Source organism: Nonomuraea sp. NPDC049486 (assembly GCF_040676925.1).
GTDB lineage: Bacteria > Actinomycetota > Actinomycetes > Streptosporangiales > Streptosporangiaceae > Nonomuraea > Nonomuraea ferruginea.
In genome coordinates this window covers 18,813-45,443 of sequence record NZ_JBFAPV010000032.1, presented here as the reverse complement: position 1 = coordinate 45,443, position 26,631 = coordinate 18,813, and the positions used below count along the sequence as shown (strand labels likewise).

22 protein-coding genes, 1 tRNA gene and 1 pseudogene are annotated in these 26,631 nt (G+C 70.5%); 10 read left to right on the top strand and 14 right to left on the bottom strand.

The features are described 5' to 3' along the window. Positions 1-347: 347 nt before the first annotated feature. The 3 genes and pseudogenes from AB0K05_RS43745 to AB0K05_RS43735 all read left to right on the top strand — a co-directional run. Positions 348-706: pseudogene (locus AB0K05_RS43745) on the top strand (IS256 family transposase); the annotation flags it as partial. Between the two features lie 26 nt (positions 707-732). Further along, entirely contained in the window at positions 733-2,208 is a 1,476-nt protein-coding gene (locus AB0K05_RS43740; protein ID WP_364237646.1) for a hypothetical protein, read from the top strand. Positions 2,209-2,268: 60 nt separating this feature from the next. After that, positions 2,269-2,355: transfer RNA gene (locus AB0K05_RS43735), tRNA-OTHER, on the top strand. Positions 2,356-2,564: 209 nt separating this feature from the next. Here AB0K05_RS43735 and AB0K05_RS43730 read toward each other — a convergent pair. Then, entirely contained in the window at positions 2,565-3,047 is a 483-nt protein-coding gene (locus AB0K05_RS43730; protein WP_364237644.1) for a protein-tyrosine phosphatase family protein, read from the bottom strand. Positions 3,048-3,066: 19 nt separating this feature from the next. Next, the gene (locus tag AB0K05_RS43725; protein ID WP_364237642.1) at positions 3,067-3,657 is read right to left on the bottom strand and encodes a CGNR zinc finger domain-containing protein; all 591 of its coding nucleotides are present in this window, start codon (positions 3,655-3,657) and stop codon (positions 3,067-3,069) included. Between the two features lie 137 nt (positions 3,658-3,794). Here AB0K05_RS43725 and AB0K05_RS43720 point away from each other — a divergent pair, with 137 nt between their 5' ends. Beyond that, positions 3,795-6,137, top strand: coding sequence for a M28 family peptidase (locus AB0K05_RS43720; RefSeq protein ID WP_364237640.1), 2,343 nt, complete (start codon positions 3,795-3,797; stop codon positions 6,135-6,137). A gap of 163 nt (positions 6,138-6,300) precedes the next feature. Here AB0K05_RS43720 and AB0K05_RS43715 read toward each other — a convergent pair whose 3' ends face one another. From AB0K05_RS43715 to AB0K05_RS43685, 7 genes are read right to left on the bottom strand one after another with little or no spacing between them, the layout of a single operon-like run. Further along, the gene (locus tag AB0K05_RS43715; protein WP_364237638.1) at positions 6,301-6,966 is read right to left on the bottom strand and encodes a hypothetical protein; all 666 of its coding nucleotides are present in this window, start codon (positions 6,964-6,966) and stop codon (positions 6,301-6,303) included. 16 nt (positions 6,967-6,982) lie between these two features. After that, on the bottom strand, positions 6,983-8,593 hold the full coding sequence (locus tag AB0K05_RS43710; protein ID WP_148029832.1) for an FAD-dependent oxidoreductase: 1,611 nt from the start codon (positions 8,591-8,593) through the stop codon (positions 6,983-6,985). Continuing rightward, positions 8,594-9,649, bottom strand: a complete 1,056-nt coding sequence (locus AB0K05_RS43705; protein WP_148029831.1) for a LacI family DNA-binding transcriptional regulator — start codon at positions 9,647-9,649, stop codon at positions 8,594-8,596. It abuts the gene before it with no gap. Then, positions 9,646-11,139, bottom strand: coding sequence for a DUF4127 family protein (locus AB0K05_RS43700; RefSeq protein ID WP_364237635.1), 1,494 nt, complete (start codon positions 11,137-11,139; stop codon positions 9,646-9,648). Before AB0K05_RS43700 ends, AB0K05_RS43705 begins: the two co-directional genes overlap by 4 nt. Further along, complete coding sequence (locus AB0K05_RS43695; protein WP_364237632.1) at positions 11,136-12,011, bottom strand: carbohydrate ABC transporter permease; 876 nt, start codon at positions 12,009-12,011, stop codon at positions 11,136-11,138. Before AB0K05_RS43695 ends, AB0K05_RS43700 begins: the two co-directional genes overlap by 4 nt. After that, positions 12,008-12,955 (bottom strand): sugar ABC transporter permease, encoded by a 948-nt coding sequence (locus tag AB0K05_RS43690; protein WP_148029828.1) that lies wholly within the window; start codon positions 12,953-12,955, stop codon positions 12,008-12,010. The genes AB0K05_RS43695 and AB0K05_RS43690 overlap by 4 nt, the downstream gene beginning before the upstream one ends. A gap of 42 nt (positions 12,956-12,997) precedes the next feature. Then, a complete protein-coding gene (locus tag AB0K05_RS43685) occupies positions 12,998-14,311 on the bottom strand; it encodes an extracellular solute-binding protein (RefSeq protein ID WP_271278095.1) in 1,314 nt (437 codons plus the stop codon). A 258-nt stretch (positions 14,312-14,569) separates the two neighbouring features. On the opposite strand from AB0K05_RS43685, the gene AB0K05_RS43680 reads away from it, so the two are divergent. Together AB0K05_RS43680 and AB0K05_RS43675 are read left to right on the top strand one after the other, a co-directional pair. Then, positions 14,570-15,940, top strand: coding sequence for a hypothetical protein (locus AB0K05_RS43680; RefSeq protein WP_364237624.1), 1,371 nt, complete (start codon positions 14,570-14,572; stop codon positions 15,938-15,940). A gap of 70 nt (positions 15,941-16,010) precedes the next feature. Further along, on the top strand, positions 16,011-18,956 hold the full coding sequence (locus tag AB0K05_RS43675) for a DUF6351 family protein (RefSeq protein ID WP_364237621.1): 2,946 nt from the start codon (positions 16,011-16,013) through the stop codon (positions 18,954-18,956). A gap of 96 nt (positions 18,957-19,052) precedes the next feature. Here the strand turns inward: AB0K05_RS43675 and AB0K05_RS43670 are convergent, their stop codons facing one another. Next, positions 19,053-19,433: a helix-turn-helix domain-containing protein gene (locus AB0K05_RS43670; protein WP_364237618.1), complete on the bottom strand. Its 381-nt coding sequence runs from the start codon at positions 19,431-19,433 to the stop codon at positions 19,053-19,055. Positions 19,434-19,512: 79 nt separating this feature from the next. Between AB0K05_RS43670 and AB0K05_RS43665 the strand changes: the two genes are divergently transcribed. Continuing rightward, positions 19,513-19,923, top strand: a complete 411-nt coding sequence (locus AB0K05_RS43665) for a Rid family hydrolase (protein ID WP_148029823.1) — start codon at positions 19,513-19,515, stop codon at positions 19,921-19,923. Here AB0K05_RS43665 and AB0K05_RS43660 read toward each other — a convergent pair. Further along, complete coding sequence (locus tag AB0K05_RS43660) at positions 19,866-21,488, bottom strand: MFS transporter (RefSeq protein WP_364237614.1); 1,623 nt, start codon at positions 21,486-21,488, stop codon at positions 19,866-19,868. The two genes, AB0K05_RS43665 and AB0K05_RS43660, sit on opposite strands and share 58 nt — an antisense overlap. Before the next feature lie 79 nt (positions 21,489-21,567). Here AB0K05_RS43660 and AB0K05_RS43655 point away from each other — a divergent pair, with 79 nt between their 5' ends. Beyond that, a complete protein-coding gene (locus AB0K05_RS43655; RefSeq protein ID WP_364237611.1) occupies positions 21,568-22,161 on the top strand; it encodes an XRE family transcriptional regulator in 594 nt (197 codons plus the stop codon). A gap of 46 nt (positions 22,162-22,207) precedes the next feature. Here AB0K05_RS43655 and AB0K05_RS43650 read toward each other — a convergent pair whose 3' ends face one another. Beyond that, positions 22,208-23,167: an NAD-dependent epimerase/dehydratase family protein gene (locus AB0K05_RS43650; RefSeq protein WP_364237608.1), complete on the bottom strand. Its 960-nt coding sequence runs from the start codon at positions 23,165-23,167 to the stop codon at positions 22,208-22,210. A 148-nt stretch (positions 23,168-23,315) separates the two neighbouring features. Between AB0K05_RS43650 and AB0K05_RS43645 the strand changes: the two genes are divergently transcribed. Together AB0K05_RS43645 and AB0K05_RS43640 are read left to right on the top strand one after the other, a co-directional pair. Beyond that, positions 23,316-23,990 carry a PIG-L deacetylase family protein gene (locus AB0K05_RS43645; RefSeq protein WP_364237605.1) on the top strand — a complete coding sequence of 225 codons (675 nt, stop codon included), beginning with the start codon at positions 23,316-23,318 and terminating at the stop codon, positions 23,988-23,990. A 232-nt stretch (positions 23,991-24,222) separates the two neighbouring features. Continuing rightward, positions 24,223-25,116, top strand: coding sequence for a glycosyl transferase family 90 (locus AB0K05_RS43640; protein WP_364237602.1), 894 nt, complete (start codon positions 24,223-24,225; stop codon positions 25,114-25,116). Positions 25,117-25,122: 6 nt separating this feature from the next. Here AB0K05_RS43640 and AB0K05_RS43635 read toward each other — a convergent pair whose 3' ends face one another. Further along, entirely contained in the window at positions 25,123-26,190 is a 1,068-nt protein-coding gene (locus tag AB0K05_RS43635) for an alpha-hydroxy acid oxidase (RefSeq protein ID WP_364237599.1), read from the bottom strand. Beyond that, positions 26,187-26,612 carry a nuclear transport factor 2 family protein gene (locus tag AB0K05_RS43630; RefSeq protein ID WP_364237596.1) on the bottom strand — a complete coding sequence of 142 codons (426 nt, stop codon included), beginning with the start codon at positions 26,610-26,612 and terminating at the stop codon, positions 26,187-26,189. Before AB0K05_RS43630 ends, AB0K05_RS43635 begins: the two co-directional genes overlap by 4 nt. Between the last annotated feature and the right edge of the window lie 19 nt (positions 26,613-26,631).

The following is a 26,631-nucleotide window of genomic DNA, read 5'->3' as shown; positions in this document are numbered from 1 at the left end:
CGAGAACTGCCTGCGACGCCTCGTCACGTACCTACCTCTTCCAGACTTCTGTCAGTTTATGTAGCCAACTGTCCGGAATCTTCGGGGCACCTCAAGCACCATGTGAGCGCGAGGACGTTATTGGTGTACCCATTGAACCAGCGATAGTAGCTCTTATCGATCAAGGGGTTCCTTTTGGACTATTGGCGGACCGCCCGCCGCCGAGATGATGAAGCCGGCGGCGAAACCTGTGGATCTGACGGGAAGGGGTGTACCTTCCCGAATCATCTGATCAGAGTTTCGGGATAAGGCCGACGCGCCAACGTCGGTCGGGAAGCGCACCCGTGCCGCTTACCGTAGTGCCCGAGTTGCCCGCTGACCACCACGGCGGCTCGGCCGCTCCTGCCTCGCCCTCGTTGATCGAGCAGATCGTTCGTGAGGGCGCCCGCAAGATGCTCGCCGGCGCATTGCAGGCCGAGGTCGATGGCTACATCGCCGCCTTCGCCGGCGAGCGTGACGAGAAGGGCCTCCGGCTGGTCGTGCGCAACGGCCACCAACCGCAAAAGATTCTCACCACGGCCGGCGCGATCGAGGTCATGGCCCTACGCCTCAACGACAAGCGCATCGACAAGGCCAGCGGCGGCGGTTCTTCTCGGCGATTCTGCCCGCTTGGATCCGCAAGTCCTCCCCCATCGGCGAAGTGCTGCCGCTGCTGTACCGGCACGGCCTGTTGCGGCTCACTACTATTCCGCCATGCTTTTCGATCTTGCAGGGTACGCCTTCCTGACCGCGTTCTTCGTCCTGTTCGCGGGCCTTCCCGCAGCCGGGGCCATCCCTGCCGCGATGCTCACCGCCCCGCCTGACCGCCACAAGGTCATGCGCTTGCGCTTCGTCGTCGTGGGACTGTTGGTGTCGATCGCCGGCGTCTTGTTGATGGGGCTCGGCGCCTGGCTGGGGAGGGAGGATTCGCGCTACGGCGCCATCGAATTCCTCGGGATGCTGCTGATCTCCCTCATAGGCGCGGGTCTGCTCGTCGCCGGTCTCGGCCCGCTGCCTTCGTGGCTGCTGCAGCTCTCAGGCCCGTACATGGAACGGCTGCCGCTGCCCCTCCGCCTGGCGGCCCGCGACCTGGCCCACCGTCGTGGCCGCGCGGTGCTCGCTATCACGCTGACGATGATGGCGACGGCCTTCGGCATCGCGCTGACGGTCATCGCGGTCGGCGTAACAACGCAGAGCAGGGCCGAATACTCTCCCCAGGCCCGGCCGGGCACCTTGTTGATCCGGTCAACCGCCTTGTACGAGCAGCAACCTTTCTCGGCGGCCGATGCGAACACCGTACGAGCGGCGATCGAGCAGGAATTACCCGGGGTGCCGATCGCCCAGAGCGAGCGCCCCTCGGGCGAATCCTGGTACTTCGACGCGAGGGCGGAAAACGTCGAAATACCAGAGGAGGCCGTCTACTGGGACTATGCCATCGGCAACGAGAAGCTGCTGCGGTACCTCACGGGCGATCAGTCGACACCGTACGACGAGAGCATGGCCGTGGTGATCACGTCAGCCGAGGTGAAAGTCGACTCGGTCGAACTCTTCTACGAGATCAACGAGAACGATGAGACAGCGACGACCAGGACCGTCCCGGCGGTCATCACCAGGACCGCCGACCCCCACATGCAGACGATCTTCATCCCCTCGAAGATCGTCCAGGATCTCGGCTACCAGCTCCAACCGGACGAACTGATCGTCGACCCCACCCTCCGCCGGGTCACGGTGCAGGAGCAGGAGCGCCTCGACGACCGACTGGATGACGCGGTCGCGGAAACGTACGTCGAGCGGGGCTTCGAAGCTTCGACCTGGTGGCTGCCCGTCGTCGCGGTGGCGCTCCTCATCGCCCTCGCGTGCACGCTGGCCACCGGATTCGGAAAGGCCGCCAACGCGCGCCAGGCCCGGGTTCTGAGGCGGGCCGGCAACGGATCAGCCACGGCCTTCCGGTGGTTCTGCGCTTTCCGCGCGGGTCTGAGCACCCTGTACGGCACGGTGCTTGGCGCGGTCGCCGGATGTCCCGCCGGGATGTTGCTGCTGTGGCCCCTGACGGTGCGTATCACGTGGGAAGAACCGGTACGGGTGCCGTTCGAGACTCCCTGGCCGGCGATCGTGGCCGTCATCGTCGGCCTTCCTCTACTCGCCACCACCCTCGGTGCGATTCTCGCCCGCGAGCAGTCGTCGCGCTAGCGCCCTTCCCGCTCAGTATGGTGGCCGCGCTTGCCCTACTGGCCGGCTGTCGGTCTGGTGGCGCCCTTCGCGCTGGCAGTCTTCTTCGTCCAGCCGACGTATGGCTCTTGGGTGTCCCGGCCGCAGGTTCGAGTCCTGCAGGGCGCGCCGTCCAGGCCAGCTCAAACACCGTCTGAGCTGGTCTTTTGTCCGGGCGGGACTCGCGGCCCGCAGGATGGGGCCCGGCGGCGAACCGGGACCCTGGGTAGCGTGCGATCGAGGGCGTTGACGCGCATAGGCGAAAACGCCGCAGTTCCTCGCGCTCTCCCGGCCGACCCCTCTCCGACATCAGCAACACGTTCAGCGGCCTGGTCGCGTCATTCCGAGCGGAGCGATGGCGGGAAGCGCAGCACCCAGCGGCGCTGCCAAGGGGTTTCGACGGCCCGACGGTGGTGGTGCTCGCGGGTCCAGGCGACGGCGTCGGCCGGGGCGAGGCCCGCCAGGATGGCCAGGCAGGCGACGACCGTGCCGGTGCGGCCGATGCCGCCTCCGCAGGCGACCTCCACCGCGGCGCCCGCCCGCGCTCGCTCGTACAGGGCACGGATCTGCTGGACGGCCACGTCGCGGTCGCGGGGCAGCAGGAAGTCGGGCCACTGGATCCACGCGCGCGGCCACGGCAGCTCGCTCTCGTGGTGGCGGCGGAGCTTGTCGGAGCCCAAGTAGAGGCCGAAGTCGGGTCTGGGTCCCGACGGCAGCGGATGGCGGAGGCCGCGGCCGCGGATCCAGGTGCCGTCGGGGAGCTGGAAGGCGCCTGCGAGGGGCGGTCCGCCCACCGCAGGGGTGTCCAAGGGGTCGCTCATGGGGTTCTCCTTGTGTTCTTCAGTGGGCGGCGCTGTCGGAGCGCCGCCGTTCGCGGTGTTTCGCGACATTGATCCGGTTACCGCACACGTCGGGCCTGCAGTAGATGCGACGCCCCCCGCGGCTGATGTCGACGAACACCCCGCGGCAGCCAGGGGCGGCGCAGGCGCGGAACCGGTCGTGCCCGAGCGCCCGGACCGCGCCGAGCAGCCCGATGCCGATGAGCGCGGCCAGTTCCTCGGCCAGCGGCGCGCCCGGCCTGGTCGGGACGTACCACTGCCACCGCCCGCCGGGATCGCGCTCCAGCACCGGCCGGAGTCCTGCCCGCCCGGCCAGCACGGCGCCGCCCGCGACGGCCTGCTCCTCCGTCTCGGTCTCCACGACGCCGCGGGCCTCCCGGCGCAGCAGGTGGACCTCGCGGAGGTCGTCGTCGGTCGGCGGCCGGCCGTCCGCCATGGCGTCGAGCCGTAGCCCGTGCCCCGCGAGCAGTTCCATCAACGCGCCGGGGGTGGGCAGGGCGTCGCCCGCCGGGGCCTGCACGGTGGGCGAGGTGTTGGCCAGATCGCCGGCGAGAGTCGCCCCGACCGCGTAGTCGGTGATGGAGATCCGCATGTCGCACCTCGTTTCAGTAACCGAATAAACGGAACTATACCCCTTACATGGATCACGCGGGGTGCGGTAAACCGCAGGTTCAGACGGGCGGGTGCCTCATTCCGCCAGGTGAGCGGCTCGGCCTACCGTTCTTGGCCATGATCGGAAAGTTGTTCGATGTGCCACGCCGGCTGCTGGCCGGGCTGGCGGCCCTGCTCACCCTGGCCGCGGTGGTCGCGTTCACGGCCATGGCGGACAGCACCATGCAGCCCCTGCCGGCCACCGCGCCTGACGACCAGTTCAGCGCCGGACGCGCGCTGGTTCACCTGAAGAAGTTCGCCGCCGGACCACGGCCCGTCGGCAGCCCGGCCGGTGACCGGGCCCGGGACTATCTGGCCGGTCAGCTGCGCGCGGCAGGGCTCGAGGTGGAGGTCCAACGCTCGGTGGGTGCCCGTTCGGCGGCGGGGCTGGCGACGTTCGGCCAGGTCGACAACATCGTGGGCCGGCTGCGGGGAACGGACTCGACCGGCACCGTGCTCATCGCCGCGCACTACGACTCCGCGGCCATGGGGCCGGGCGCCTCCGACGACGGCGCCGCGGTGGCCGCGATGCTGGAGACCGTCCGGGCGCTGCGGGGCGGCCCCGGCCCGCGTAACGACATCGTGCTGCTCATGTCGGACGGTGAGGAGGACGGCGTGCTCGGCGCCGAGGCCTTCGTCCGCGAGCACCCCCTGGGCAAGGCCGGCGGCGTGCTGCTGAACTGGGAGGCTCGCGGGGTCAGCGGCCCCTCGCTGATGTTCGAGACCTCCGCGGGCAACGCCCGCCTGGTCGAGACCTTCGCGGAAGCCGTCCCCGCGCCGCGCGGACACTCCGCCATGGTGGAGGTGTATCGGCTGCTGCCCAACAACACGGACTTCACCCCGCTGACCAAGGCGGGCTTCACCGGCATGAACTTCGCCTACATCCAGCGTTCCTCGCTGTATCACACGGCGGGCGACACCATCGCCAACCTCAACCCGGGCAGCCTGCAACACCACGGCAGCAACATGCTGGCGCTGGCCCGCGCCCTCGGCGGCGCGGACCTGCGGACGCTGGACTCCGATCACGACGCCACCTACTTCCGCGCGCTCGGCACGATGATCACGTATCCCGGTCAGTTCGTCTGGCCGCTGGCGGTGCTGGCCGTCGTCGCGGTGGCGGGCCTGGCGCTGCTGGCCCGCGTCAGGCGGCTGCTGAGCCTGCCACGGCTGATCATGGCGACGGCCTCGGCCGTGGTGCCGTTGGCGGCGTCGGCCGTCTTGGCGCAAGGGCTGTGGGAACTGCTGGTGTCCTGGCGGCCGGCCTACGACCTGATGGGCGGGCTGCTGCACCGCCCGCAGCCGTACCGGGCGGCGATCGCGGTCCTGTGCGCGCTGACGTTCCTCGGCTGGTACCTGGTGCTGCGCCGCAGGCTCGGCCCGGCGGCGCTGGCGGTCGGGGCGCTGACCTGGTTCGCCGGGCTGGGCGTGCTGTGCGCCCAGGTCGCTCCCGGGGCGTCTTTCCTGTTCGCCCTGCCGGCGCTGACGGGCGCGCTCGGCTGGCTGGCCGCGGTCCTGCTCCGCACGCCTGCCTGGGCGCGGACGGTCGTGGCGATGCTGGGCCCGGTCACGGCCGCCATGCTGCTGCCGTCCCTGGCCGGGAACGTCTTCGACGGGATGGGGCTGGCGCTCGGCGGGGCGAGCGCGCTGGTGCTGGCCCTGTCCGGGCTGATCGTCGTGCCGATCGCGGAGCTGTTCCTGCCCGATCCCGCCACCCGGCCGAAGCGGGCCCCCGTCCTCGCGGTGCCCCTGACGGCTGTTCTCCTCGCGGCGGGGCTGGTCGTGGCCGGGTTCGTGGTGGACGACTTCGACGCCGACCGGCCGCGGCGCACGCATCTGGCGTACGTCATGGACGCCGAAACTCGTCGTGCCCACTGGGTCAGCGCCGACGTGGACCCGGCGCCGTGGACGAAGCGGTACGTGTCCGGCCATGACGCCTCCGCGCTGCCCCCGGGGTACGCACGCGGCACGCTGCGGACCGGACCGGCACCGGCGATCGCCGCCGAAGGCCCGCGAGCCGACGTCCTGGCGCACAGCGGGGACACGCTGAAACTGCGGGTGACCGCCGGGGAGGGCACGCGCTCGGTGACGCTACGGCTCGACCAGCCGATCAGCCACGCCACCGCGTCGGCCGGCCGGTTCGGGTCGGTGAGCGTGCCCGTCACCGGCACCCGAATCGGCACCTGGCCCTCGGAGATCCGCTTCCGCGGCCTTCCCGCCCGGGGAGTCCAGATCACCCTGCGCGTACCGGAGAAGGACCGGATCCGTCTCACGGTGATCGCCGAGACCGACGGGCTGACCGCGGTGCCGGGCTTCGTCCCCCGACCTCCTGACCTGGTCGCCGCCACCAGGGAGGACGGTGACCTCACCGCGGTCACGCGTGGTTACACCCTGACCAGGGGCTCCGCACGCCTGCCGCGTTGAAGACGAGGGGCACATCGCCAGGCCCCCGGCCGTGGTGACCGCTGGAAACGTCGGCGATGCCGAGGAGGCCGGCCGGTGACGGCGGCGTCATGGCGGACGCCGCGCCCGCATCGCCACCTGGCGCGGCTCCTCGGGGAACCACCGGGTCGGGACGCGTTGCCGCCTAACGGGCGGCGGCGACGTACGGCTCGATCCGCGCGCCGAACTCCGCCGTGTCGGCCCCCGTCACCACGGCGCCCAGCAGCACCGCGGCCGCCCCGGCGTCCCGCAGGGACGCGAGGTCGTCCGGGACCAGCGCGTGCTGGCTCGGCACGACGACGGGGACGTCGACCGCCGACGCCACCGCCTCCAGTCTCGCCAGGGTCGCCAGGCTCAGCGGCGTGCCGTACCTGTCGGGTTCGAGCGTGGACAGTTCGAGCGCCCCGCACCCCCGCCGCGCCAGGGCCCGCGCCTGGGACGGGCCGTCGCCCGGCCCCAGGGCCACCATGGGCGTCACCGGCCCGCACGCCTCGACGTACCCCGCGGGCGCGTCGGCGGCGTAGACGTCGAAGTAGTCGAACCCCATCTCCCGCGCGGCGGCCATCTCCGCGATCGACACCGATCCGGCCGCGCCCACGACGAGGCCCGTCGGGACGCCGAGTGCGAGGATGCCGCGCAGCGCCTCACGCTCGGCGTCCAGCGGCCCGAAGTCCGTCCCGGAGGCGCGGTGACGCACGTTGGTGTGCACCTTCAGGCCGTCGGCTCCGGCATCCGACGCGGCCTGCGCGAGAGCGGTCTCGTTGCGCGGCAGACTGACCAGCACGGCCAGTCGCGACTCGGGCAAACGCATTCGAGGATCCCCCGCCTCAGTAGTAGGTGACATTCGGCCAGCCCAGCTCCATGCCTTGGGCGGCCATCGATTCCTGGACCTCGGCCAGCAAGGCCGGCGTCGCGGTGACCTGCTGCGGCTCGGTGTCCCTGGCCACGCAGAACGACGCCAGGTGACCGGCCGCCTCGCCCACGGTCCACTCGACCGGGTGGACCCGGTAGCACCCGTTGGTGATGTGCGTGGTGCTGATGTTCTTGCCGGCGGCGATCACGTTCCGGACGCGCTCGGGAACGAGCGCGCGCATCGGGACCTGGAACGGCCAGGCCGGCACGTCGATGTAGTTGTCCCCGCCGGTCGAGGGGTGCAGGTCGATCCGGTACGAGCCGATCCCGACGCTGTCGTGGTAGGAGACGGGCCCTTCGGGGCGTACGGCCACCGCGAGGTCCTGCTCCACGATCCGGTACTGGCCGAGGATCCGCCGCGACTCCCTGATGTACGGGCGCATCGCGAGGCCGTCGGCGGTGCCGGTGACGTCGGGCCGCGGCCTGAGGCCGGGCCAGCCGGTGCCGCCGTCGGGCCGGGGCGCCTCGGCCTGCAGCCAGTAGAGGAAGCTGAGGCTCTGGGCCCGCGCCGCGGCGGTGTGGGCGGCGTTCTGCTCGGCGGTGCCGCCGATGACAGGACCGCCCAGGTAGTCGATCATCGGCCAGTTCACGATGGTGATGTCGCTGTCGAACGCGCCCGGCCGGAAGTGGTTGCGGGCCAGGATCCGCCGGAACGTCCACAGCTCGTCCGACCCCGGGTCCTTGCTCTGGTCGGCGACGATGCGCGTCGGGTCGTCGTCCGGGTTCGGGGTGAAGACGTGGCGGCGGGGTTCCAGCGTGTGCGGGTGCGGGGCAACCCAGCCGAACTGGGGACCGTGCCACCACTCGGGAGCCAGCGCCCGCCATGCGGCGTAGTCGTCCGGCTTGTCGATCGTGTGGTCCTCCCCCGCGTGGTGCGAGAGCGCGAAGCACACCGACACCGCCTGCATGTTGTCCGGCCGCGCGGTGGCCGCGGCGTGCGGCTCGCCCGTGTCGTCCTGCGACTCGGCGCCGGTCGCGAACTCGGTGCCGGTGATCGGCAGCACGTCCCCGGCCTCCGTGGCGTCCAGGACGAACCTGGCCGTGACGGTGACGTCGCCGCCCGTCTCCAGGTCGTGGAAGCCCATCGCCGTCACGTGGTCGCCGTCGACCTGGGCGGTCGCCGGGACGTGCCGGCGCAGCACGGTGATCTTCCCGGCCGCCTGCCACGGAGCGAGCATGGCCTCGATCACCGCCAGGGCCACCCGGGGCTCGTGGCACAGCGGGCCGACCCGGCCGGCGCCGGGGTTCAGGTGGGCCAGCGACCTCGACGCGGACCGCAGCGGGTATTCCCTCCTGTAGTACTCACGGATGCCGTCACGCAGCCGCCGGTAGCTCGCGGTGCTTCCGAAAGCCTCGATCCAGGGATGTTCGTCGGGCGGGACGAGCTGCGTGGTGAGCTGTCCGCCCAGCCAGGCCGTCTCCTCGGTGAGCACCACCTGCGCACCGTTCCCGGCGGCGGCCAGGGCGGCCGCGACGCCGCCCAACCCCCCACCGACCACCAGGACGTCCGCGCGGAACTCGGTCACTCAGGATTCCTTTCGATTGGAGCCGCTGGTCTGTCCAGCGACGAAGGTGCATGACAGCGCCACGGCCTGCGGCTCGACGTTCTCCTCCGACTCGAGCTGCTGGACCAGCAGCTCGACCGCGCGCATCCCCATCTCCCGCCGCGGTATCCGGAAGCAGGTGAGCTCCGGGCCCGGCACGGCGTCCGGCGGGTCGCTGAGCGCGGCCACCGAGCACTCGCCCGGCACGTCGACGCCCATCCCGGCGAGGAGGTCGAGCACCCTGAGCGCGACCACCGACTCGTGGGCGATGAACGCGGTGGCCCCGGCCTCCAGCAGCCGCCGTACCTCCTCGGCCGACGGCCCCTCCTCCTTGCGGACCGACAGGACGAGCCCGCCGGTGTCGAGCCCGTGCCGGCTCTGGGCGGCCAGGAATCCGGCGTCACGGTCGGCGGACGGTTCGCCCGGATCGGCCGCCGTCAGGTAGGCGATGCGCTCGTGTCCGAGCCCCACCAGGTGGTCGACGACCTCGCCGGTCGCGGTCGCGTAGTCCGCGGTGACGTACGTGATCGGGCCGGGCACGTCACGACGGCCGATCAGCACGAACCTGAACCCCTCGTTCCGCAGCCGGACGAGGTCGTCCCGGTTGGTCTCCTTGCCGAGCAGCACGCACCCGTCGGCGAGCCCCAGCCGGTTGACGCCCTCGCGGTAGATCGACCTACCGCCGTCCGAGCCGGTGGCGCTGGTGAACATCAGCATGTCGTAGCCGAGCGCCTCGGCCGCGGCCTCGATCCCCACCAGGAACGGGTAGTAGAAGTCGTGGTGGTCCATCGGGAACAGCGACTCGAACGTGTAGACGCCGATCAGGTGGTTCATCCCGCCGGCCAGGCTGCGCGCCACCGGATCGATGGTGTAACCGAGCGATCGGGCCACCTCGAAGACGTGCCGTCTGGTCTCCGGGGGGATCCGGATGGTGTCCGAATGCCTGCCGTTGATCACGATGGAGACCGTGGTCTGCGAGACGCCGGCCAGCTTGGCGATGTCGGACTGACGCGGCCTGCGGTGAGGGGTGTCTTTCACCGGCGATCGTTCCCTTCCTCAAGGTGCTCCAACGCAAAGGAGATCTCGAACGGACGATCCCACGGAAAGCAGACGCTGCCGGGCGCAATGCCGAACTTGTCGGCCGGTGGGCCGAGGTCGGCGAGAAGCTCGCCCAGCTCCCGCTCCACCTGGTCCGGCCGCAGGGCCGTACCGGCTGCGAGGAACCCGCGCCGCGCGGAGGTCTGGTAGCCCCAGTCGTCGAGCAGACGATGGGTGAGAGTCCGGGCGTGCTCGGCCAGTCGCCTGTCCCCGTTGGCCAGCAGACGGCTGCACCCTTGCGCCAGCGCGCTGCCGATGGTGTTGCCCGCGGTGTTCCACGCGGCGTACCCGGCGAGGCGCGGGAGCAATCCGGCGCCGCGCAGCGCCATGACCAGCGCGGGGTCGGCGCCGTTGGCGTCGGCGACGTCCGCCACCGCGACCGGGAGCCCCGCCTCCAGCAGCTCTCGCGCCCGCGCGGCGAGGCGCACCGCGTCGCCGGACGGCCGCTCCGGCTGGTCCGGACCGGAGCACCAGTCGCGCGGGGGCAGGCCGGGAGGGTGCACCGCGAGCACCAGGTCGGCGTGGGCGGCGTCCTCGACGAGGACCGCGCCGATGGCGGCGACCTGGTCCGCGATCGTGTCGCGGACGGGCACGTCCTCGTAGGCCGCGATCCGTCCGAGCGCGTCCGGGTCGAGGCAGGCGAGCGCCACCTTCGGGCGCAGGCCGGCGTGCTCCAGCGCGGCCCGGGTGGTCAGCACGGCGCCGGCCTCGTCGGCGCCCGGGTAGCAGCCGATCCGGTCGCCGAGGCCGAGGCGGCCGATCCAGGACTCCAGCCACTCCCGCTCGCTCGTGGACACGCTCTCGACCGTGCTGTCCTCCACCAGGATCGCCAGCGTGTCGACGACTCCTTCCGCCACCAGCTCGACGCAGGCCAGGTGCATGGCGTGCAGGCGCAGCCGCCGGGTGAAGAGGTCCGCGACGAACGGTTCGGGGATCTCCGCCCTGGCCTGCGCCACCGCGGCGGGGCGTCCGTGTTCGGCCCGGTAGAGCTCCTCGGACAGGGCGAAGAACCGCCGCCCGTGCCGGTCCCAGTACTGCGGCTCGGCCCCGGCGCCGTCGGTCTTCTTGGTACGCATCAGCGTCACGGAGGCGTGGACGGGCAGGTCCGGCCGGTCGGCCCGGATGCGGCGCAGCACGTCCAGCCGGGCCAGCGTCCGGGCCAGCGGCTCGGTGGTGCGCCGCGAGGCGACGAATCCGCCGTGGGCGAGCTGGTTGACGCTGACCACGACGGCGTCGCTGTCGCCGGCGGCGTCCTCCAGCCACCGGGATGTGCCGTCCATGTCCGCGGGCACGCCGCCGGCGGGCAGGAGCCCGGCCGGCGGGAGCCGCAGCCGGGTTCCGGCGGTGGCGGCCAGCCCGGCGACGTGGCCGGTGTTCACCGGCCGGTCGTCGAGCGGGAGCAGCGTCACGATCGGTCCGCTGTCACTCATCCCTTCACCCCTCCCGCGCCCAGGCCCTGCACGAAGTGCCGCTGACCGGCAGCGAAGATCACCAGTACGGGCACGATGGCGATGAACGTCCCGGCCATCAGCGGGCCGTACTGGGTCACGCCGCTGCCCGCGAACGAGCTGAGCGCCAGCGGCAGCGTCTGCATCTCCGGCGACGACACCGCCACCAGCGGCCACAGGAAGTCCTCCCAGGCGCCGGTGAAGGAGAGGATGGCGATGGTGGCGACGATCGGCCGGGCCAGCGGCAGGTAGATCTGCCAGAAGATGCGCAGCTCTCCGGCGCCGTCCAGCCGCCCGGCCTCCGCCAGCTCGCCGGGCATGTCGAGGAAGTACTGGCGGGCGAGGTAGATGTTCAGCGGCTGCACCAGCATCGGCAGCACGAGCCCGAGGTGCGAGTCCAGCAGCCCGCTGCCGCCCTGGCCGAACAGGTCGTTGCCGCCGGCCAGCGGGAAGCCCTTGACGATGAGGAACAGCGGGATCAGCTGCACGATGGACGGCACCATGGCGCTGCCCAGCACCGTGGTGAACAGCAGGCGCGAGCCGCGGAAGTCGATCCGCGCCAGGGCGTAGCCCGCCGCCGTCGCCGCGACGCAGTTCCCCGCGACCGTGAGCGTCGCCACGATCAGGCTGTTGGCCATCGCTCCGGGGATGTTCGTGGAGTTCCAGACGTAGGCGAAGTTGTCCAGCGTCGGCTGGTCGGGCAGCAGTTTCGGCGGGTAGCTGAACACCTCGGTCGCCGGTTTGAAGGCCAGCGACACCATCCACACGAACGGCATCGCCACCAGCAGGGTGACCACCCCGGTGAGGAGCGCCCTGCGCCGGCCGGCGCCCGGCCCGGCCGTAAGCGCGGTCACCGCCGGCCTCCTCTGGCCATCGTGCGGATGCTGAAGTAGGCCAGGGCGAAGATCAGGCAGAACAGCAGGAACGCCATGGCGCTCGCGTTGCCGAGCCGGTAGTGCTCGAAGGCCTCGTTGTAGATCAGCATGTTCAGGACGGTCGTGGAGGACAGGGGACCTCCTGAGGTCAGGACGTAGATCTCGGAGAAGGACTGGGCGAGGTAGATGAGGTCGACCACGACCACGTACGTCGTGATCGGCACGAGCAGCGGCAGGATCACGTGCCGCAGCGTCCGCCAGCGCCCGCAGCCGTCCACGGACGCGGCCTCCATCAGCGAGACCGGGACCGCCTGGAGCCCCGCCAGGAAAATGATCATGCTGCCCCCGAGCGCCTTCCAGGCGCGCATCCCGATCAGCGACAACAGGGCGGTGTCCTCGTCGGTGAGGAAGTCCACCGGTGGCAGCCCGACCAGGTCCAGCAGGTAGTTGAACAGTCCGTCGTGGGAGTACAGCCACAGCCAGATCATGCTCACCGCCACCAGCGGCACCACGCGCGGCAGGTAGAGCACCGCGCGGAACAGGGTCACGCCGGGGAACCGGCCGTTGACCAGGAGCGCCAGGGCGAGGGCCGCCGGCACGGCCAGGATCAGCGTGCCGAACGCGTACTGGACGGTGATCCAGATCGCGTGCCAGAACTCGCCGGACTGGAGCACGGCGAAGTAGCCGTCCAGGCCGTGGAACCTGGGCCCGCCCCGTTCGACGGGGTTGTACGAGGTCAGGCTCAGGTAGAAGCCGTACCCGATCGGCACGATCGTGACCAGCGACAGCGCGAGGGCGGCGGGCAGGACCAGGATCCAGCCCGCTCTGCGCTGGGCCGAGCGGAGCGGGCTCCGCCTCGGCCGGCGTGCCGTCGCGGGCTCGGGCCCGGAGGACGTTCCCGGCGGCCGGGTCTCAGTCACCATGATGGAGCTTCATCCGTTGGGAGATCCGTTCGAGTCGGCCGATCAGTTCTGCTTCGCCAGGGCCGCGGCCTCCGTCGCCGCGCGGTCGAGCGCCTCGGCGGCAGCCGTCTTGCCGCGCAGCACGGCCTCGATCTCCTTGGCCAGCGCCTCGCGCTGCTGCGTCCACGTCGCGATGTTGGGGTTCCCGCGGAACAGGGCGGCGGCGTCCATGTAGGGCTTGATGTACTGCTGGGCGGCGAGCTCGGGGTCGGCGGCCAGGGTGGCGCGCGCCGGGATGCCGCCGACGGCCTGGACGTACGCCTTCGCGTTCGCCGGCTTGAGCAGGAACTCGATGAACTTCCAGGCCTGGTCCTTCTGGCCGGAGTCGGCGCTGATGAACAGCCCGTTGCCGGCTCCGCCGAACGACGCCGCGGTGGTGTCCTTGAGCGGCGGGGCCAGCTTGATCTTCGCGGCGACGTCGGGCGCCTGCTCGTGGATGCTCTTGAACGTCGCCTCGTCGATCACGGCCATGGCCGCGCGCCCGGTGACCAGCGGATGCTGCGCCCCCGCCCCGCTCGTCGCCTCGCCCAGGCCGGTGGAGACCGCCTTCGGGCCGTTGTAGAACCCGGCGAGGAACTCCAGCGCGCGCTTGCCCGCGTCGGAGTTCCAGGTGACCGTCTGGCCGCTCTCGTCGGCGAAGTTCCCGCCGGCCTGGAACAGGAAGCTGCCGAACGCCTGTGACATGCTCGTCGGGTCGTCGGCCGGGAAGATCACGCCGGAGCGGGTGATCCTGTCGCCGTCGCGGACGACGAGCTTGTCCGCCGCCGCGCGCAGGTCCTGCCACGTCGCGGGCGGGGAGTCCGGGTCGAGACCGGCCTCCTGGAACAGGTCGGTGCGGTAGGCGAGCAGGTGGCCGAAGCCCCGCAGCGGCATGATGATCTGCTTGCCGCCGACCTTGCCCTGGTCGAGGAAGGTCAGGTCCTCCACGTCGGAGGCTGGCATCTTGGCGAGGTAGTCGTCCAGCGCGATCACCCGGTCGTTGGCGGCGTATCCGGCCGCCGCGGCGTTGCCGTGCCCGAAGACGTCGGGCGCGGTGCCGCCGGCGAAGGCGGTCGACAGCCGCGTGGCCAGGTTGGCCCAGTCGACGAACTCGACCTGGACGTCGACGTCGTGCTCCGCCTCGAACGCGGGGACCAGCTTCTCGTTGACCCAGGAGACCTCCTCGGCGAGATTGCCGGGGAACCAGACCCGCAGGGTGCTCGCGCCGTCGCCGGAGCCACCGCTGCCGGCGCCGGAGCCGCCGCCGCACGCGCTCAGCGCCATCACCGCGATGAGCCCGGCCGCCAGCCGCGAAGCGCCACGCGATTTTGTGATCATCCGTACCTCCTGAGGGCTACCCCCGGCTTGATAATGCGCAACATCATGGCGGTGTTGCGCATTATCAGTCAATACCGAATCTTGACAGGCACTGATCGGCTCGCAACACTTGCCGACACTTGCAGCCGCGATAATGCGCAACACCAGAAGGAGGAGCCATCCGTGGTTCCCGATAGCCGAGCAGCCCGCCCGGACACCATGCAAGCCACCCCCCGCAGCACGACCACCCGCCGACGCCGTAGCGCCCGCCTCTGGTGCGTGGGCCTCGCGACGGTGGCACTGCTCGCCCCCGCCACCGCGGCCGGCGCGTCGCCCGTCGAGGACAACCGCAGCGGTCCTCCCTCGGGCATCAGCAACATGGTGGGAACGCCGATCCCCCCGCACGCCACGCCGGAGAACAACCCGCGCCTCGCCGCGCAGTTCCACGTCGAGATCGACAACTCCACCGGCGGCGCCATCGAGCACGTCGCGCTGGACGGCACGCGTACCGTGCTCGGGCACGTGCAGCGCCCGGCGACCGCCACCGTCAAGGCCAACGACGGTTTCTGGGCGTCGAAGTACTCGCGCGCCGTCGACGGCACCACGGGACACCTGCTCGCCACGTCGGTCTACGTGCTGCGCTCCAAGGTCTGGCCGGAGGAGAGCTACGACCCGCTGCGCTACGAGAACTTCGACCCGGCCACCGGCGAGCGCGACTGGACCACCAGCCTGCTCAACATCCGGCCCGACCGGTACATCGGCGCGGACTGGGGCAACTGGCTGGCCGACACCATCTACACCGACATCCCGGGCGGCTCGGGCATCTTCGGAGGCAAGAGCTCGCTGCCCACCGGCGCGCCGCTGTCCTACTTCGACGAGGCGAAGCAGGCCTGGCGCCCCATCGCCGAGCATTTCCGCGCCGATCCGGACGCGGCGCCCCCCGCCAAGCTGCGCTTCACCGCGTACCAGCCCCTGGTGCGTAACGCCTCGCCGACCTACCTCGAGTTCGAGAACTGGGCCGCGGGCGACACGGTCGCGGGCAAGACGCACGAGAAGAACGGCGGGATCTACGTCGGCTACGCCCGGGGCGAGAAGCGCAAGGTCGCCGACGTCGTCCAGCGGGTCCAGGGCACCGGGCGCTTCGGCGGCACGGAGTTCGCCCACATCGGCCAGATGGACACCAACCACCCCGGCGCGCTGACCTTCTCGACCTCACCGTTCGTCGGCTTCAGCTGGGACGAGAACGTCCGCGGCGGCTTCCAGATCGTCCCGGCGAACCACGTGAAGTTCCTCAGCAACGACCTCGGCCAGAACTCGTTCATCGGCCGGCCCCAGTGGCTCATCGTCGGCCCGGTCGGCGCCGACCCGAAGCGGCTGCTCGACCGGCGCTACATCATCGACGGCAAGACCTCGTTCTCCCCCGGCTGGGAGGCGATCGCGCCGGTGTTCGGCATGTACGCCCGGACCACGTTCGACCCGGCCGATCTCGGCGAGTCCACCTACTTCGAGGTCTCCTACGACTACGGCAAGACCTGGCAGCTGAGCCCGGAGTTCACCGGAGTGCACGACCCCAGCACCTGCCAGGCGGCGAACTGCCTGCAGAACTGGACCAACATCCGCGTCCACCTCGCCTACCCCGACGGCCCCTGAGCGATCACAGGCCCGCCGGCCACGCGGCCGGCGGGCCCCTCATCCCCACCCCCTGAGACGAGGAGACGTCGTGTCCGCGAGGATGCACCTGAGGTCCTCGGTCATCGCGCTGCTGACCACCGCCCTGCTGACAGCGAGCCATCTGACCGCGCCACCGCTGTCGGCCGAGACCACCACCCAGAACTCCACCCAGGCGTCGGACATCGCGTGCACCGGCCATCGGGCGATGGGGGCGACCGTCACGGCGTCCTCGACCTTCAGCTCGGCCTACGGCGCGAAGAACGCCGTCGACGGCGTGTGCGCGGAGTCCTCCCGCTGGATGTCGTCGGCCGCCGACACCACCCCCACCCTGACGATCACCTTCCCGGCCAGGACCCCGGTCGGCACCGTCGAGATCTACAGCGGTTCAGGCTGGCCCAGCCCGTACGCCGACACGGTCCTGGTGGACTTCACCGTCGAGGCCCGGACCGATGACGGCTGGGTGACCGTCGGGAGCGCGGCCGGCAACACCAAGCCGGTGGTCACGTTCACCACCGACCTCGTGACCGACACGCTCCGCCTGGTCATCACGAAGAAGTCGCGGCACAGCACGGACACGGCCCGCCTGTACGAGATGGTCGTCAGGGCGCCCGGCGAGGGACCGCCCACGCCGCGTCCCACCGCCGCCGACGACTTCCGCACCGTCACGGAGGGGACGGAACTCGTGGCCGGCGCGCCCGGCGTGCTCGGCAACGACCGCTTCCCCGACGGCGTCACGCCCGCGGTGGCGGCGTGGTCCGAGCCGGCCCACGGCACCCTGACGACGTCCGCGGACGGGTCGTTCCGCTACAAGCCCGACCGGGGGTACGTCGGCGTCGACACGTTCACGTACGGGATCGGCGACGACTCCGAGCGCTCGACCGCGACCGTCACGATCACGGTGACCGCCGCGCCCGACGAGTCGGGGCCGGACGAGCTCGGGATCTCCGCGATCTCCGGCAGGCCCGACATGGTGACCGGAGGCGACGCGCTGCTCCGGATCGAGTTGCCCCGCGCCGTCCAGCGCGAGAGCCTTCAAGTGACGTTGAACGGCGAGACCGACGTCACACCGGCGTTCCGGACCGGGGCGGGCACCGGCGAGCTCCTCGGGCTGGTGACCGGGCTGCGGGAGGGCGAGAACACGGTCGAGGTCACCACGCGGGCGCCCGGCGGGCCGCACGCCTCGATCACGCTGGTCGACCACCCCGCCCAGGGCCCGGTGTTCTCCGGCCCGCACCAGCGGCCGTTCGCCTGCGAGACCGCGGCGTTCGCGATCCCGGTGATCGGCGGCAGGCTCGGCGAGCCGCTCGACGCGGACTGCACGATCGCCCCCCGGGTCGACTACTTCTACCGGACCACCGCCGACGCCTACAAGCGCTGGCCGGCCGGCGCCACCGCCTACCCCGCCGACCTGGCCACCACGACCAACTCGCTCGGCGTCACGACCAAGTTCATCGTCCGGATGGAGACGGCCACCGCCAACCGCGCGGTGGTCCAGATGAGCATGCTGCACGACCCGCTGACCGAGCCCGCGCCGTCCCCCACGGCGCGTCCCGCGGGCTGGAACGGCCGGGCCGTGTTCACCCTGGGCGGCGGCTGCGCGGGCGGGTGGTACCGGTCGGGCAGCGGCACCGGCACGGTCACCGACGCGTTCATGCTCGGCCGCGGATTCGCGCTGATGTCGTCCTCGCTGAACGTCTTCGGCAACAACTGCAACGACGTCACGGCGGCCGAGACGGCGATGATGACGAAGGAGCTGTTCGTCGAGAGGCACGGGCCGGTCGAGCACACGATCGGCTACGGCTGCTCGGGCGGGTCCTACCAGGCTCACCAGATCGCCGACAACTACCCGGGCATCTTCGACGGCATCGTCGTCGGCTGCTCGTTCCCCGAGGTCGGCATCGGCACGGTCAACTTCCTCTCTGACGCGCGGCTGCTCGACACCTACTTCACCTCGTCCACGACGGTTCCGTGGACGGACGAGCAGAAGCGCAAGGCCTCCGGCTTCGCGACGGCGGCCATGGTGTCCGCCATGTCGCGGGGCGCCAACCGGATCGACCCGCGGCTGGACTGCGACATGGTGCCCGAGCAGCAGCGCTACAACCCGGACACCAACCCTGTCGGCGTCCGCTGCGGCGTCTACGACCACATGATCAACATTTACGGCGCCGACCCGGCCACCGGCTTCGCCCGCAGGCCGCTGGACAACGTCGGCATCCAGTACGGGCTCGGCGCCCTGAAGGACGGCTCCATCACGCCGGAGCAGTTCCTCGACCTCAACGAGCGCATCGGCGGTCTCGACGCCGACGCGAACGTCGTGCCGCGGCGGACCGAGGCCGACCCGGCGGCCACCAAGATCGCCTACCGCACCGGGCGGGTGATCAGCGCCGGTCGTGGGCTGGCCACGACACCGATCATCGACTATCGCTCGTACTGGGACGACGTGTCCTGGGGCGACATCCACGTCCGCTACCACACCTTCTCCATGCGGGAACGGCTGAAGGAGGCCAACGGGACGGCGGCCAACCACGTCAGCCTGCTGGAGGACGCCCGATACGGGCTGTTCAGCACCGAGAGCGCGCTGGTGCGGCACGCCGTGACCCAGATGGACCACTGGCTGACGAACCTCGCCGGCCTCCGCCCCGGGGGCAAGCCGATGCAGCGGATCACCACCGCGCGGCCGAACACCCTGGTCGAGGGCTGCAACACCCGCGACGAGCAGCCGCGGTTCGTGGCCGAGACGCTCGAGCGCGACCCGGCGAGCGAGTGCGAGCGGCTGTACCCGACCGCGTCCTTCCCCCGGGAGGTGGCGGGAGAGGACGTCACCGCCGACATCATCACGTGCCGGCTGACCACGCCGAAGCGCGACGGTTACGCGGTGAAGTGGACGGACGAGCAGTGGGACCGGCTGCGGACGATCTTCCCTCGGGGGGTGTGCGACTACACCAGGCCCGGAGTGTCCCAGCAGCGCACGAAGAACACCTGGCATCGCTTCTGACGATCCCGGCGGCCGGGCCATGGCCGGAACCCCCGGACCTACGGGTTCGGGGGTTCCGTCTTGGTGGGGTCCGCTCAGCAGGATGACCTACGGTGGTCACTCCCCGTGCTCGGCGTCGAAGGCCTCGCGGGCGCGCTCGACCTCCGGCATGGTGACCGTCGCCCAGCCCAGCAGCGCGTCGATGAGGTCCTGGAGGGTCTTTCCCAACGCGGAGATGCGATATTCGACGGCGACCGGGCGGGTGGCGATCACCACGCGGTCCACCATGCCGTTGCGCTCCAGCCTGCGCAGCGCGGCTGTCAGGGACTTCTGCGAGACCGTGGGGATCACCCGCCGCAGCTCGTTGAAGCGCCGGGGGCTTTCACAGAGCCTGTCGAGCACCAGCAGCGACCATTTGTCGAGCACCTGATCCAGCAGCTCCCGATGTTCGCGGGCGATCGGTGGGTGTCCGGCCTGGGCCGCGGTGGTTTCGTTCATGACACCTGGTCTCGTTGAGGTGGCCTTTCTGTACTAGGTATACATGAGATACCTGATTTCGCACAGAGAAGGACATCTCATGACCGTTGAGCTTTTCACCCCAGAAGGCATGTTCCAGCCGGTTCCCTACCACCATGTCTCCGTCTCCACAGGCACGCGACACGTCCACGTCGCCGGCCAGGTCGCGCGAGACGAGCAGGGGAACAAGGTCGCCACGGGCGACTTGGCGGGGCAGATCGCTCACGCTCTGCGCAGCACGGCCCGTGGCCTGGCGGGCGCGGGAGCGAGCTTCTCCGACGTCGTACGCCTCCGGTTCTTCGTCACCGGCTGGCAGCCGGAGAAGTACACCGAGTTCATGGCGGGCATCGAGAGCGTGGTGGACGAACTGGGGATCCCCCAGCCGTTGCCGCCGCTCTCGGCGATCGGCGTGGACTACCTCTTCGAGCCCGACGTGCTGGTGGAGGTGGAGGCGGAAGCAGTCCTCGACTGAAGGGGCCCCTGAGGAAGCCGCGGGGGCGGAGTCTTCGGTCCGCGCAGGGCGATGTAGACGAACAGCGCGCCCATGACGGCGACGCCCGCCCACATGGCCTGCTGCCAGCCGTCGACGAAGGACTGCCGGGCGGCGTGGACCAGGTCCTGCGCGTGCGGGCCCGCGCTGCCGGCCGCCTCGACGGCGTTGGCGACACCTGCGCGCGCGGTGTCCGCGAGACCCTGGGGAATGCCCCGCAGGCGGTCGTCCACGGCGCCGCGGTAGCCGGCGGACAGCAGCGCTCCCAGCAGGGCGACGCCGAGGGCGGTGCCGAACTCGCGGGTGACGTCGTTGAGCGCGGACGCGACACCCTGCTTCTCGCGCGGCAGGGAACTGGTGATGGCCTGGGTGGAGGGGGCCATCGACAGGCCCATGCCGATGCCCATGGCGAACATGCCGGGCAGGATGGTCAGGTAACCGCCGTCGGCGGAGACGAACAGGGCCATGAGGGCCAGGCCGACGGCGGCCGGCGCGATGCCCGCAGCCATGGTCGAGCGGGGGCCGATGCGCGCGGCCAGCTTGGGGGCGAGGCCGGAGGTCGTCATCATCATGACGGCCATGGGCATCAGGGCCAGCGTGGACAGCAGCCCCGACCAGCCGAGCACGGCCTGGAAGAACGGGAAGAGCACCACGGCGATGCCCGCCTGGACGCCGAAGACCACCAGCAGCGTGATCGAGCCGCCGGCCAGTCCACGTTCCCGGAACAGGCGCACGTCCAGCAGCGCGGCGTCCCGGCGGTGCGACTCCCAGGCCACGAAGCCGATCGCGGCGACGAGACCGGCAGCGAGACTGATCAGGGTCGCGGGCGCGGTCCAGCCGCGCTCGGGGCCCTCCTGCAGGACGAATATGAGGCCGGCCACCGCGACCGCGGACACCAGCGCGCCGACGGTGTCGAAACGGTGGGCGGACCTCTCGCGGGAGTCGGGGACCGACTTCAGCGTCATGGCCAGGGCCACGACCGTCAGGACCACGGGCAGGACGAACAGCCACCGCCAGTCGGCGACGTCGACGAGGAGGGCGGAGAGGAACATGCCCAGGATGCCGCCGCCTCCGGCGACGCCAGTCCACACACCGATCGCCGTGCCGCGTTCCTCCTCGGGGAAGGTGGAGGTGATGACGGCGAGAGTGATGGGCATGATCATCGCGGCGCCGATACCACCGGCCACGCGCGCGGCCAGCATCACCTCGGCCGTCGGAGCCAGGCCCGCCGCGACACCGGCGACGCCGAAGACGCCCAGCCCGGCGATCAGCATGGGCTTGCGTCCCAAGCGGTCGCCGATCGCGCCGAGCGGCAGCAGCAGCGCCGCCAGGGCCAGGGTGTAGATGTTGATGATCCACAAAATGGTGTTCTGCGAGGCGCCGAACTCGACGGCCATGTGCGTCTGGGCGACGTTCAGCCCGGACACCGACGCGATGACGGCCATCAGCGCGATGGAGACGGCGATCAGAATGCCGCGCAGCTGACGCGCGTCCGGTGCGCCTCCGCCGCTTCTGTCAGCGGCCTGCGGAGGCTGGTTCGTAGTCATGGATTCCTCTCATCTGGGCATGCGATCTTCCGCACACGACGGTAAGCGTGGCTTGCGGTTGAGGCATACGATGTTGCGTATGACGCAAGAAGGTGGAGAGCTGGACGGCCTCGTACGCAAACGCATCCGCGCTCTGCGGGTCGCTCAGGGCTGGTCCCTGGAAGAGCTGGCCACCCGCGCCAACCTCAGCCAGTCGTCACTGAGCCGCATCGAGAACGGTCAGCGCCGCCTCGCCCTGGACCAGCTCGTCACCCTCGCCCGCGCCCTGGACACCACCCTGGACCAGCTCGTCGAGACCGCCACCGACGACGTCGTCATCAGCCCGATGATCGACGACACTCACAGCCTCATGCGCTGGCCCGTGAAGGGCGACCCGGGCGTGAGCGTCGTACGCCAGCGCATGACCGCGCCACCCGACAGCCCCTCCCGCATGCGTGCCCACCCCGGCCGGGAATGGCTGGTCGTCCTCTCCGGCACCGCGATCCTCATGCTGGGTCACCGGCGCTTCCGTCTTGAGACCAACCAGGCCGCCGAGTTCCCCACCATGCTGCCGCACGCCATCGGCGCCGAAGGCGGACCGTGTGAGATTCTGGGCATCTTCGACCGCGACGCCCGCCGCGGACACCAGCGCGACAACGGCGGCGCCTGCGACACGCCCGGCACCCGCGCATGACGTCGACGACATGCCCGCCTCGTACGGCCGGCCGCGCCGGCGCTTCTCATCCGTCGGCGCGGACCTCGGCGATCACGTCCCGCAGCACGTCGTCCAGAGAGTGCGTCGACCGCCATCCCGTCAGGGACCGCAGGCGCCCGGTGTCCGGCACCCGTTGCAGCGGCTCCTCCGAGTGCGGTCCGTACACCTCCTCGTGCGGGACGAAGACGATTTCCGAGTCCGAGCCCGCGAGCTCGATGACGCGTCTGCCGAGATCCAGGATGCTCGTCTCCTCCGACGACCCGAGGTTGAACGTGCCGCCGATCGACCGCTCGTTCTCCAGCAGCAGGAGCATCGCGGTCACCGCGTCGTTGACATGCAGGAAGCACCGGGTCTGGCTGCCGTCGCCGTAGATGGTGACCGGCTCGTTCGCCACCGCCTGGCGGACCAGCCGGGGCACCACCATGCCGTAGGCCGGGCTCTGCCGGGGGCCCACGGTGTTGAAGAAGCGCACGATGATCGTGTCCAGCCCGCGCTCCCGGTGATAGGCGTTGACCAGGCACTCGTCCACGGCCTTCGCCAGGCTGTAGGACCAGCGGGCGATCTCGGGCCGGCCCAGCACGTGGTTCGCGTCCTCCCGCAACGGCATCTCCCGGCTCTGGCCGTAGACCTCGCTCGTGCTGGCCAGCAGGACCTTCTTGCGAAAGGCGTCGGCCGCCTGCATGACCACCTGCGTGCCGCGCACGTTGGTGATCAGCGAACCGAGCGTCCGGCTCACGATCAGCCGGACGCCGACCGCCGCCGCCAGGTGCACGACCACGTCGCAGCCCTCGACCAGCTCCGCCACCAGCCCTTCGTCCAGCACCGAGCCCTTGACGAAGGTGAAGCACCCGCCGGCCGTGTGCGCGGCGAGGTTGTGGCCGGTGGACAGGTCGTCCAGGACGACCACGGAATGGCCTCGCGCGAGGACCGCTTCGCCGAGATGGGATCCGATGAAGCCGGCCCCTCCAGTGATCAGGTATCTCACGGTTGTTCCTGGCAGAAATGGATGGGCAGCCGTGACGCATACGATTCATAGAGCATAATCGAAATGCTCTGCCGTGGCCTGTGCGCGCCGACCGGAAACTCCCCGGACATTCGGCGGATTACTCAGCGGCCGAAAAGCAGGAGGCGGATTGAGGAGACTGCTGGTGGTCGTCGCGCACGGCGATGACGAGACCCTGGGCGCCGGTGCCACACTCGCGCGGCTGAGCGAAGCGGGCGTGCGCATCCGGCTGTGCGTCCTGACCCGCGACGACAGCTCCCGCGACCCCACCGGGGGCGGCGCCACCGACCGCGCCGGGGCGATCGAGAAGGCCGCAGGCATCCTCGGCATCGAGGAGGTCAGCGTCCACGGCTATGGCGACAACCGGCTCGACCAGGTAGGTCAGCTCGAACTCAACCGTACGATCGAGGCGGAGATCCGGCTCTTCGGCCCGGACACCGTGTTCACCACCAGCCTCAGCGATCTCAACCAGGACCACCGCCTGGTGAGCTCCGCGGTGCGGGTGGCGGCCCGTCCGGGGCGCACCGGCGTCACCGAGATCCGGTGCGCCGAGGTGCGGTCGGCGACCGACTGGGGCGAGGCGTCCGGCCTGCGGCCGGCGTTCTCCCCCAACTGCTGGCAGGTCGTCTCCGAGAAGCATCTCGAACGCAAACTGGCGGCGCTGCGCGCGTACGGCGGGGAGGTGGAGGAATGGCCGCTCCCGCGAAGCGAGAATGGCGTGCGGGTATTGGCCGCATATCGCGGCAGTCAGGTGGCCGCCCCCTTGGCCGAAGCCTTCGAGATAGCGCGCGTCATCCACGATTAGCCGGACCTCTTGATCGGTTCCCTCGGCGGGGTAATCTTCTGTCGTGAGCTCCATGCCTTCGGAAGCGATGGCAGCGATTCGTGCTCGACAGCAGGAGCAGTTCCGGCATCTCGCCAAGAGTGGCTGCGAGAAATCCGTCCTGGACGATTTCGAAGCGTTCTTGGCCGCACCGGGGACGCTGTCCCGCCCGTCATTGATCGTGCGTTGCCGGATCAGCGCCCAGGATCTCGATGTGCGTGTGGTCGTGGACAAACCCATATCACGGCACAGGCTGACGGATTCCCTCCTGCCCGCCCTGCGGCGCCTGCTCCCCCGGATACGTCACCCCGCGGACTTCTTCGTGCTGCTGAGCGACAGCGTGTACGTCTCCCCTGCCGGCCGGGCCGAGTTCGTCGAGTTCCTCAGGAGGGCGCCGCTGCTGAGATGCGACCGGCGTGACGGCGACGACATCAGCGCGCACTCCATCCTCATCCCCGACTTCGCCATTCTCGGGCCCCGGTACGCCGGCGAGCTCGCCGCCATCGCGAAGGCGTCCGCGGCGATCCCGTTCGAGCGGCGCCTCGGCCTGATCAAATGGCGGGGCACGCTGTCGGGTCCCGGATACCCGAACTTCGGCAACCGGCGCGACTTCGCCCGCTACGCGCTGCTGATGGCCTCGCGCAAGCACCCCGAGGTGCTGGACGCGCGCCTCGTCACGTACGACAACCTGACCGACAGCGAGTCCGCGCTCGCGCTGCGACGCCACCTGCGGGAGATGTTCGGCGACCCCGCGGAAGAAGTGCCCGCCGAGGGCTTCGTACGCTACAAGTACCTGATCTCGCTGGACGGCGCGGTGGCGGCGTGGAAACGCGTGCCCACGATCCTGGCTTCGAGATCTGTCCTGCTGCTGCAAGCTCAGTGGAGCCAGTTCTTCTACGCGGGGCTGAAACCGTGGGTCCACTACGCACCCGTCCGGCATGACCTGTCGGATCTGCTGAAAGTCCATGAACGGCTGGCCGAGCATCCGGAGGAGGCGGAGGCGATCGCCGACAACGGGCAGCGCTTCGCCGGGGAGATACTGCACCCGGCCGCTCTGGACACCTTCTTCGTCCACGTCGTCAACAGGTGCGGCGAGCTGTGCGGCTGACACGCCTCACACGCGGACGACGGCCGACCCGTTCGCCCTGATCTCGCCGATGCTGCGGCAGCCGGCGATCCGCATCGCGATGCGCAGCTCCTCGACCAGGAGGCCGACCGCGTCGACGACCCCTCGCTCCCCGCCGGCCGCCAGCGCCCACATCACCGGCCTGCCGAGCAGGACGCCGTCGGCTCCCAGGGCGATCGCCTTGAGGACGTCGGTGCCCCGCCGGAATCCGCTGTCGATCAGCAGGCCGGTGCGCTTCCCGACGGCCGCGGCGATCTCGGGGAGCATCCTGATCGTCGACTCCGTCGTGTCCAGTTGCCTGCCCCCGTGATTGGACAGGATGAGCGCGGCCACCTCCAGGTCCAGGGCCGGCGGGACGTCGAGCGGGTTCATGATGCCCTTGAGCACCACGGGCAGCGCGGTCTGTCCGCGCAACCACTCGACGTCGCTCCACGTCAGCGCGGGATCGAGGTCCGCGCCGACCGAGTGGATGGGGTTGTCGTGCACGACCACGTTCCGCCGCGCGAAATTGGCGGCGACCACGTCCGCCGGGAGGGCGAACCGGTTGCGGACGTTCCTGTAGCGCCTTCCGGTGACCGGACATCCCACGGTCAGGACGATCGCCTTGTATCCCGAGCCTTCGGCCCGCTGAATCAGCTCCTTCGTGAGCGCCCTGTCCTTGAAGATGTACGTCTGGAACCAGAGGTGCTCGTTTCCCGAATCCCTGGCGACGTCCTCCATCGCGACACTGGACATCGAGCTCACGATCATCGGGATGTCCAGGGCCTTCGCGGCTCTCGCGGCCGAGACCTCTCCGCTCTCGTGGACGAGCCGGTGAAAGGCCGTCGGGCTGAACCCGACGGGAAAGCCGAACGCATGCCCCAGCAGGCTGGTCCGCAGGTCGAGGTCGGCGACGTCACGCAGGCATAAGGGCAGCAGCCGGATCCCGTCCAGGTCGCGGCGGTTGGCCCGGCTGGTGATCTCGTCGCAGGCGCCGCCGTCGATGTAGTCGAAGACGCCGGCCGGCAACCGCTCCCTTGCCAGGGCCCGGAAATCGTCGAGGCTGGGCGGTGTCACGACGGGGGCGGGCCCTCGTCGACGGGGGCCCAGTCGCCGTGCCGGTGCACGATCTTCCACGTGCCGTCCTCACGCCGGTAGACGTGGGTGACCCGGATCGTCATCGGCTCGGCGGGCCGCCCGTCCACGGACGCGGTGAAGCGTTCGCACCCCACGGTGTAGGCGAGGTCGCCGACGATGTCGACGACCTCCACGTCGAAGCTGAGGTCACCGCACCGGGAGAACCTCGACCCCACCCAGTGGTAGACCCGGTTGAGCTCGGCGGATCCCGTGGTGCACGACCCCCAGGCGCCGAAGAGGCTCAGCGGGTCCCGCGTCGACCACATGCTCATGAACGGCGCCTGGTCTCCCGAGAACAGCGCTCTCATCGCCTCGGTCTGGCGGGTGAGGGTGTCCGCGCGAAAGTCGTCGAGCTCACCCATGGGGCCTCCCGAGGCGGGA

Bases quoted from the DNA above. Each gene is read 5' to 3' on its own strand.
- AB0K05_RS43740 (WP_364237646.1), top strand. From the start codon at position 733: ATGCTTTTCGATCTTGCAGGGTACGCCTTCCTGACCGCGTTCTTCGTC.
- AB0K05_RS43730 (WP_364237644.1), bottom strand. From the start codon at position 3,047: ATGAGCGACCCCTTGGACACCCCTGCGGTGGGCGGACCGCCCCTCGCA.
- AB0K05_RS43725 (WP_364237642.1), bottom strand. From the start codon at position 3,657: ATGCGGATCTCCATCACCGACTACGCGGTCGGGGCGACTCTCGCCGGC.
- AB0K05_RS43720 (WP_364237640.1), top strand. From the start codon at position 3,795: ATGATCGGAAAGTTGTTCGATGTGCCACGCCGGCTGCTGGCCGGGCTG.
- AB0K05_RS43715 (WP_364237638.1), bottom strand. From the start codon at position 6,966: ATGCGTTTGCCCGAGTCGCGACTGGCCGTGCTGGTCAGTCTGCCGCGC.
- AB0K05_RS43700 (WP_364237635.1), bottom strand. From the start codon at position 11,139: ATGAGTGACAGCGGACCGATCGTGACGCTGCTCCCGCTCGACGACCGG.
- AB0K05_RS43690 (WP_148029828.1), bottom strand. From the start codon at position 12,955: ATGGTGACTGAGACCCGGCCGCCGGGAACGTCCTCCGGGCCCGAGCCC.
- AB0K05_RS43685 (WP_271278095.1), bottom strand. From the start codon at position 14,311: ATGATCACAAAATCGCGTGGCGCTTCGCGGCTGGCGGCCGGGCTCATC.
- AB0K05_RS43670 (WP_364237618.1), bottom strand. From the start codon at position 19,433: ATGAACGAAACCACCGCGGCCCAGGCCGGACACCCACCGATCGCCCGC.
- AB0K05_RS43665 (WP_148029823.1), top strand. From the start codon at position 19,513: ATGACCGTTGAGCTTTTCACCCCAGAAGGCATGTTCCAGCCGGTTCCC.
- AB0K05_RS43660 (WP_364237614.1), bottom strand. From the start codon at position 21,488: ATGACTACGAACCAGCCTCCGCAGGCCGCTGACAGAAGCGGCGGAGGC.
- AB0K05_RS43655 (WP_364237611.1), top strand. From the start codon at position 21,568: ATGACGCAAGAAGGTGGAGAGCTGGACGGCCTCGTACGCAAACGCATC.
- AB0K05_RS43630 (WP_364237596.1), bottom strand. From the start codon at position 26,612: ATGGGTGAGCTCGACGACTTTCGCGCGGACACCCTCACCCGCCAGACC.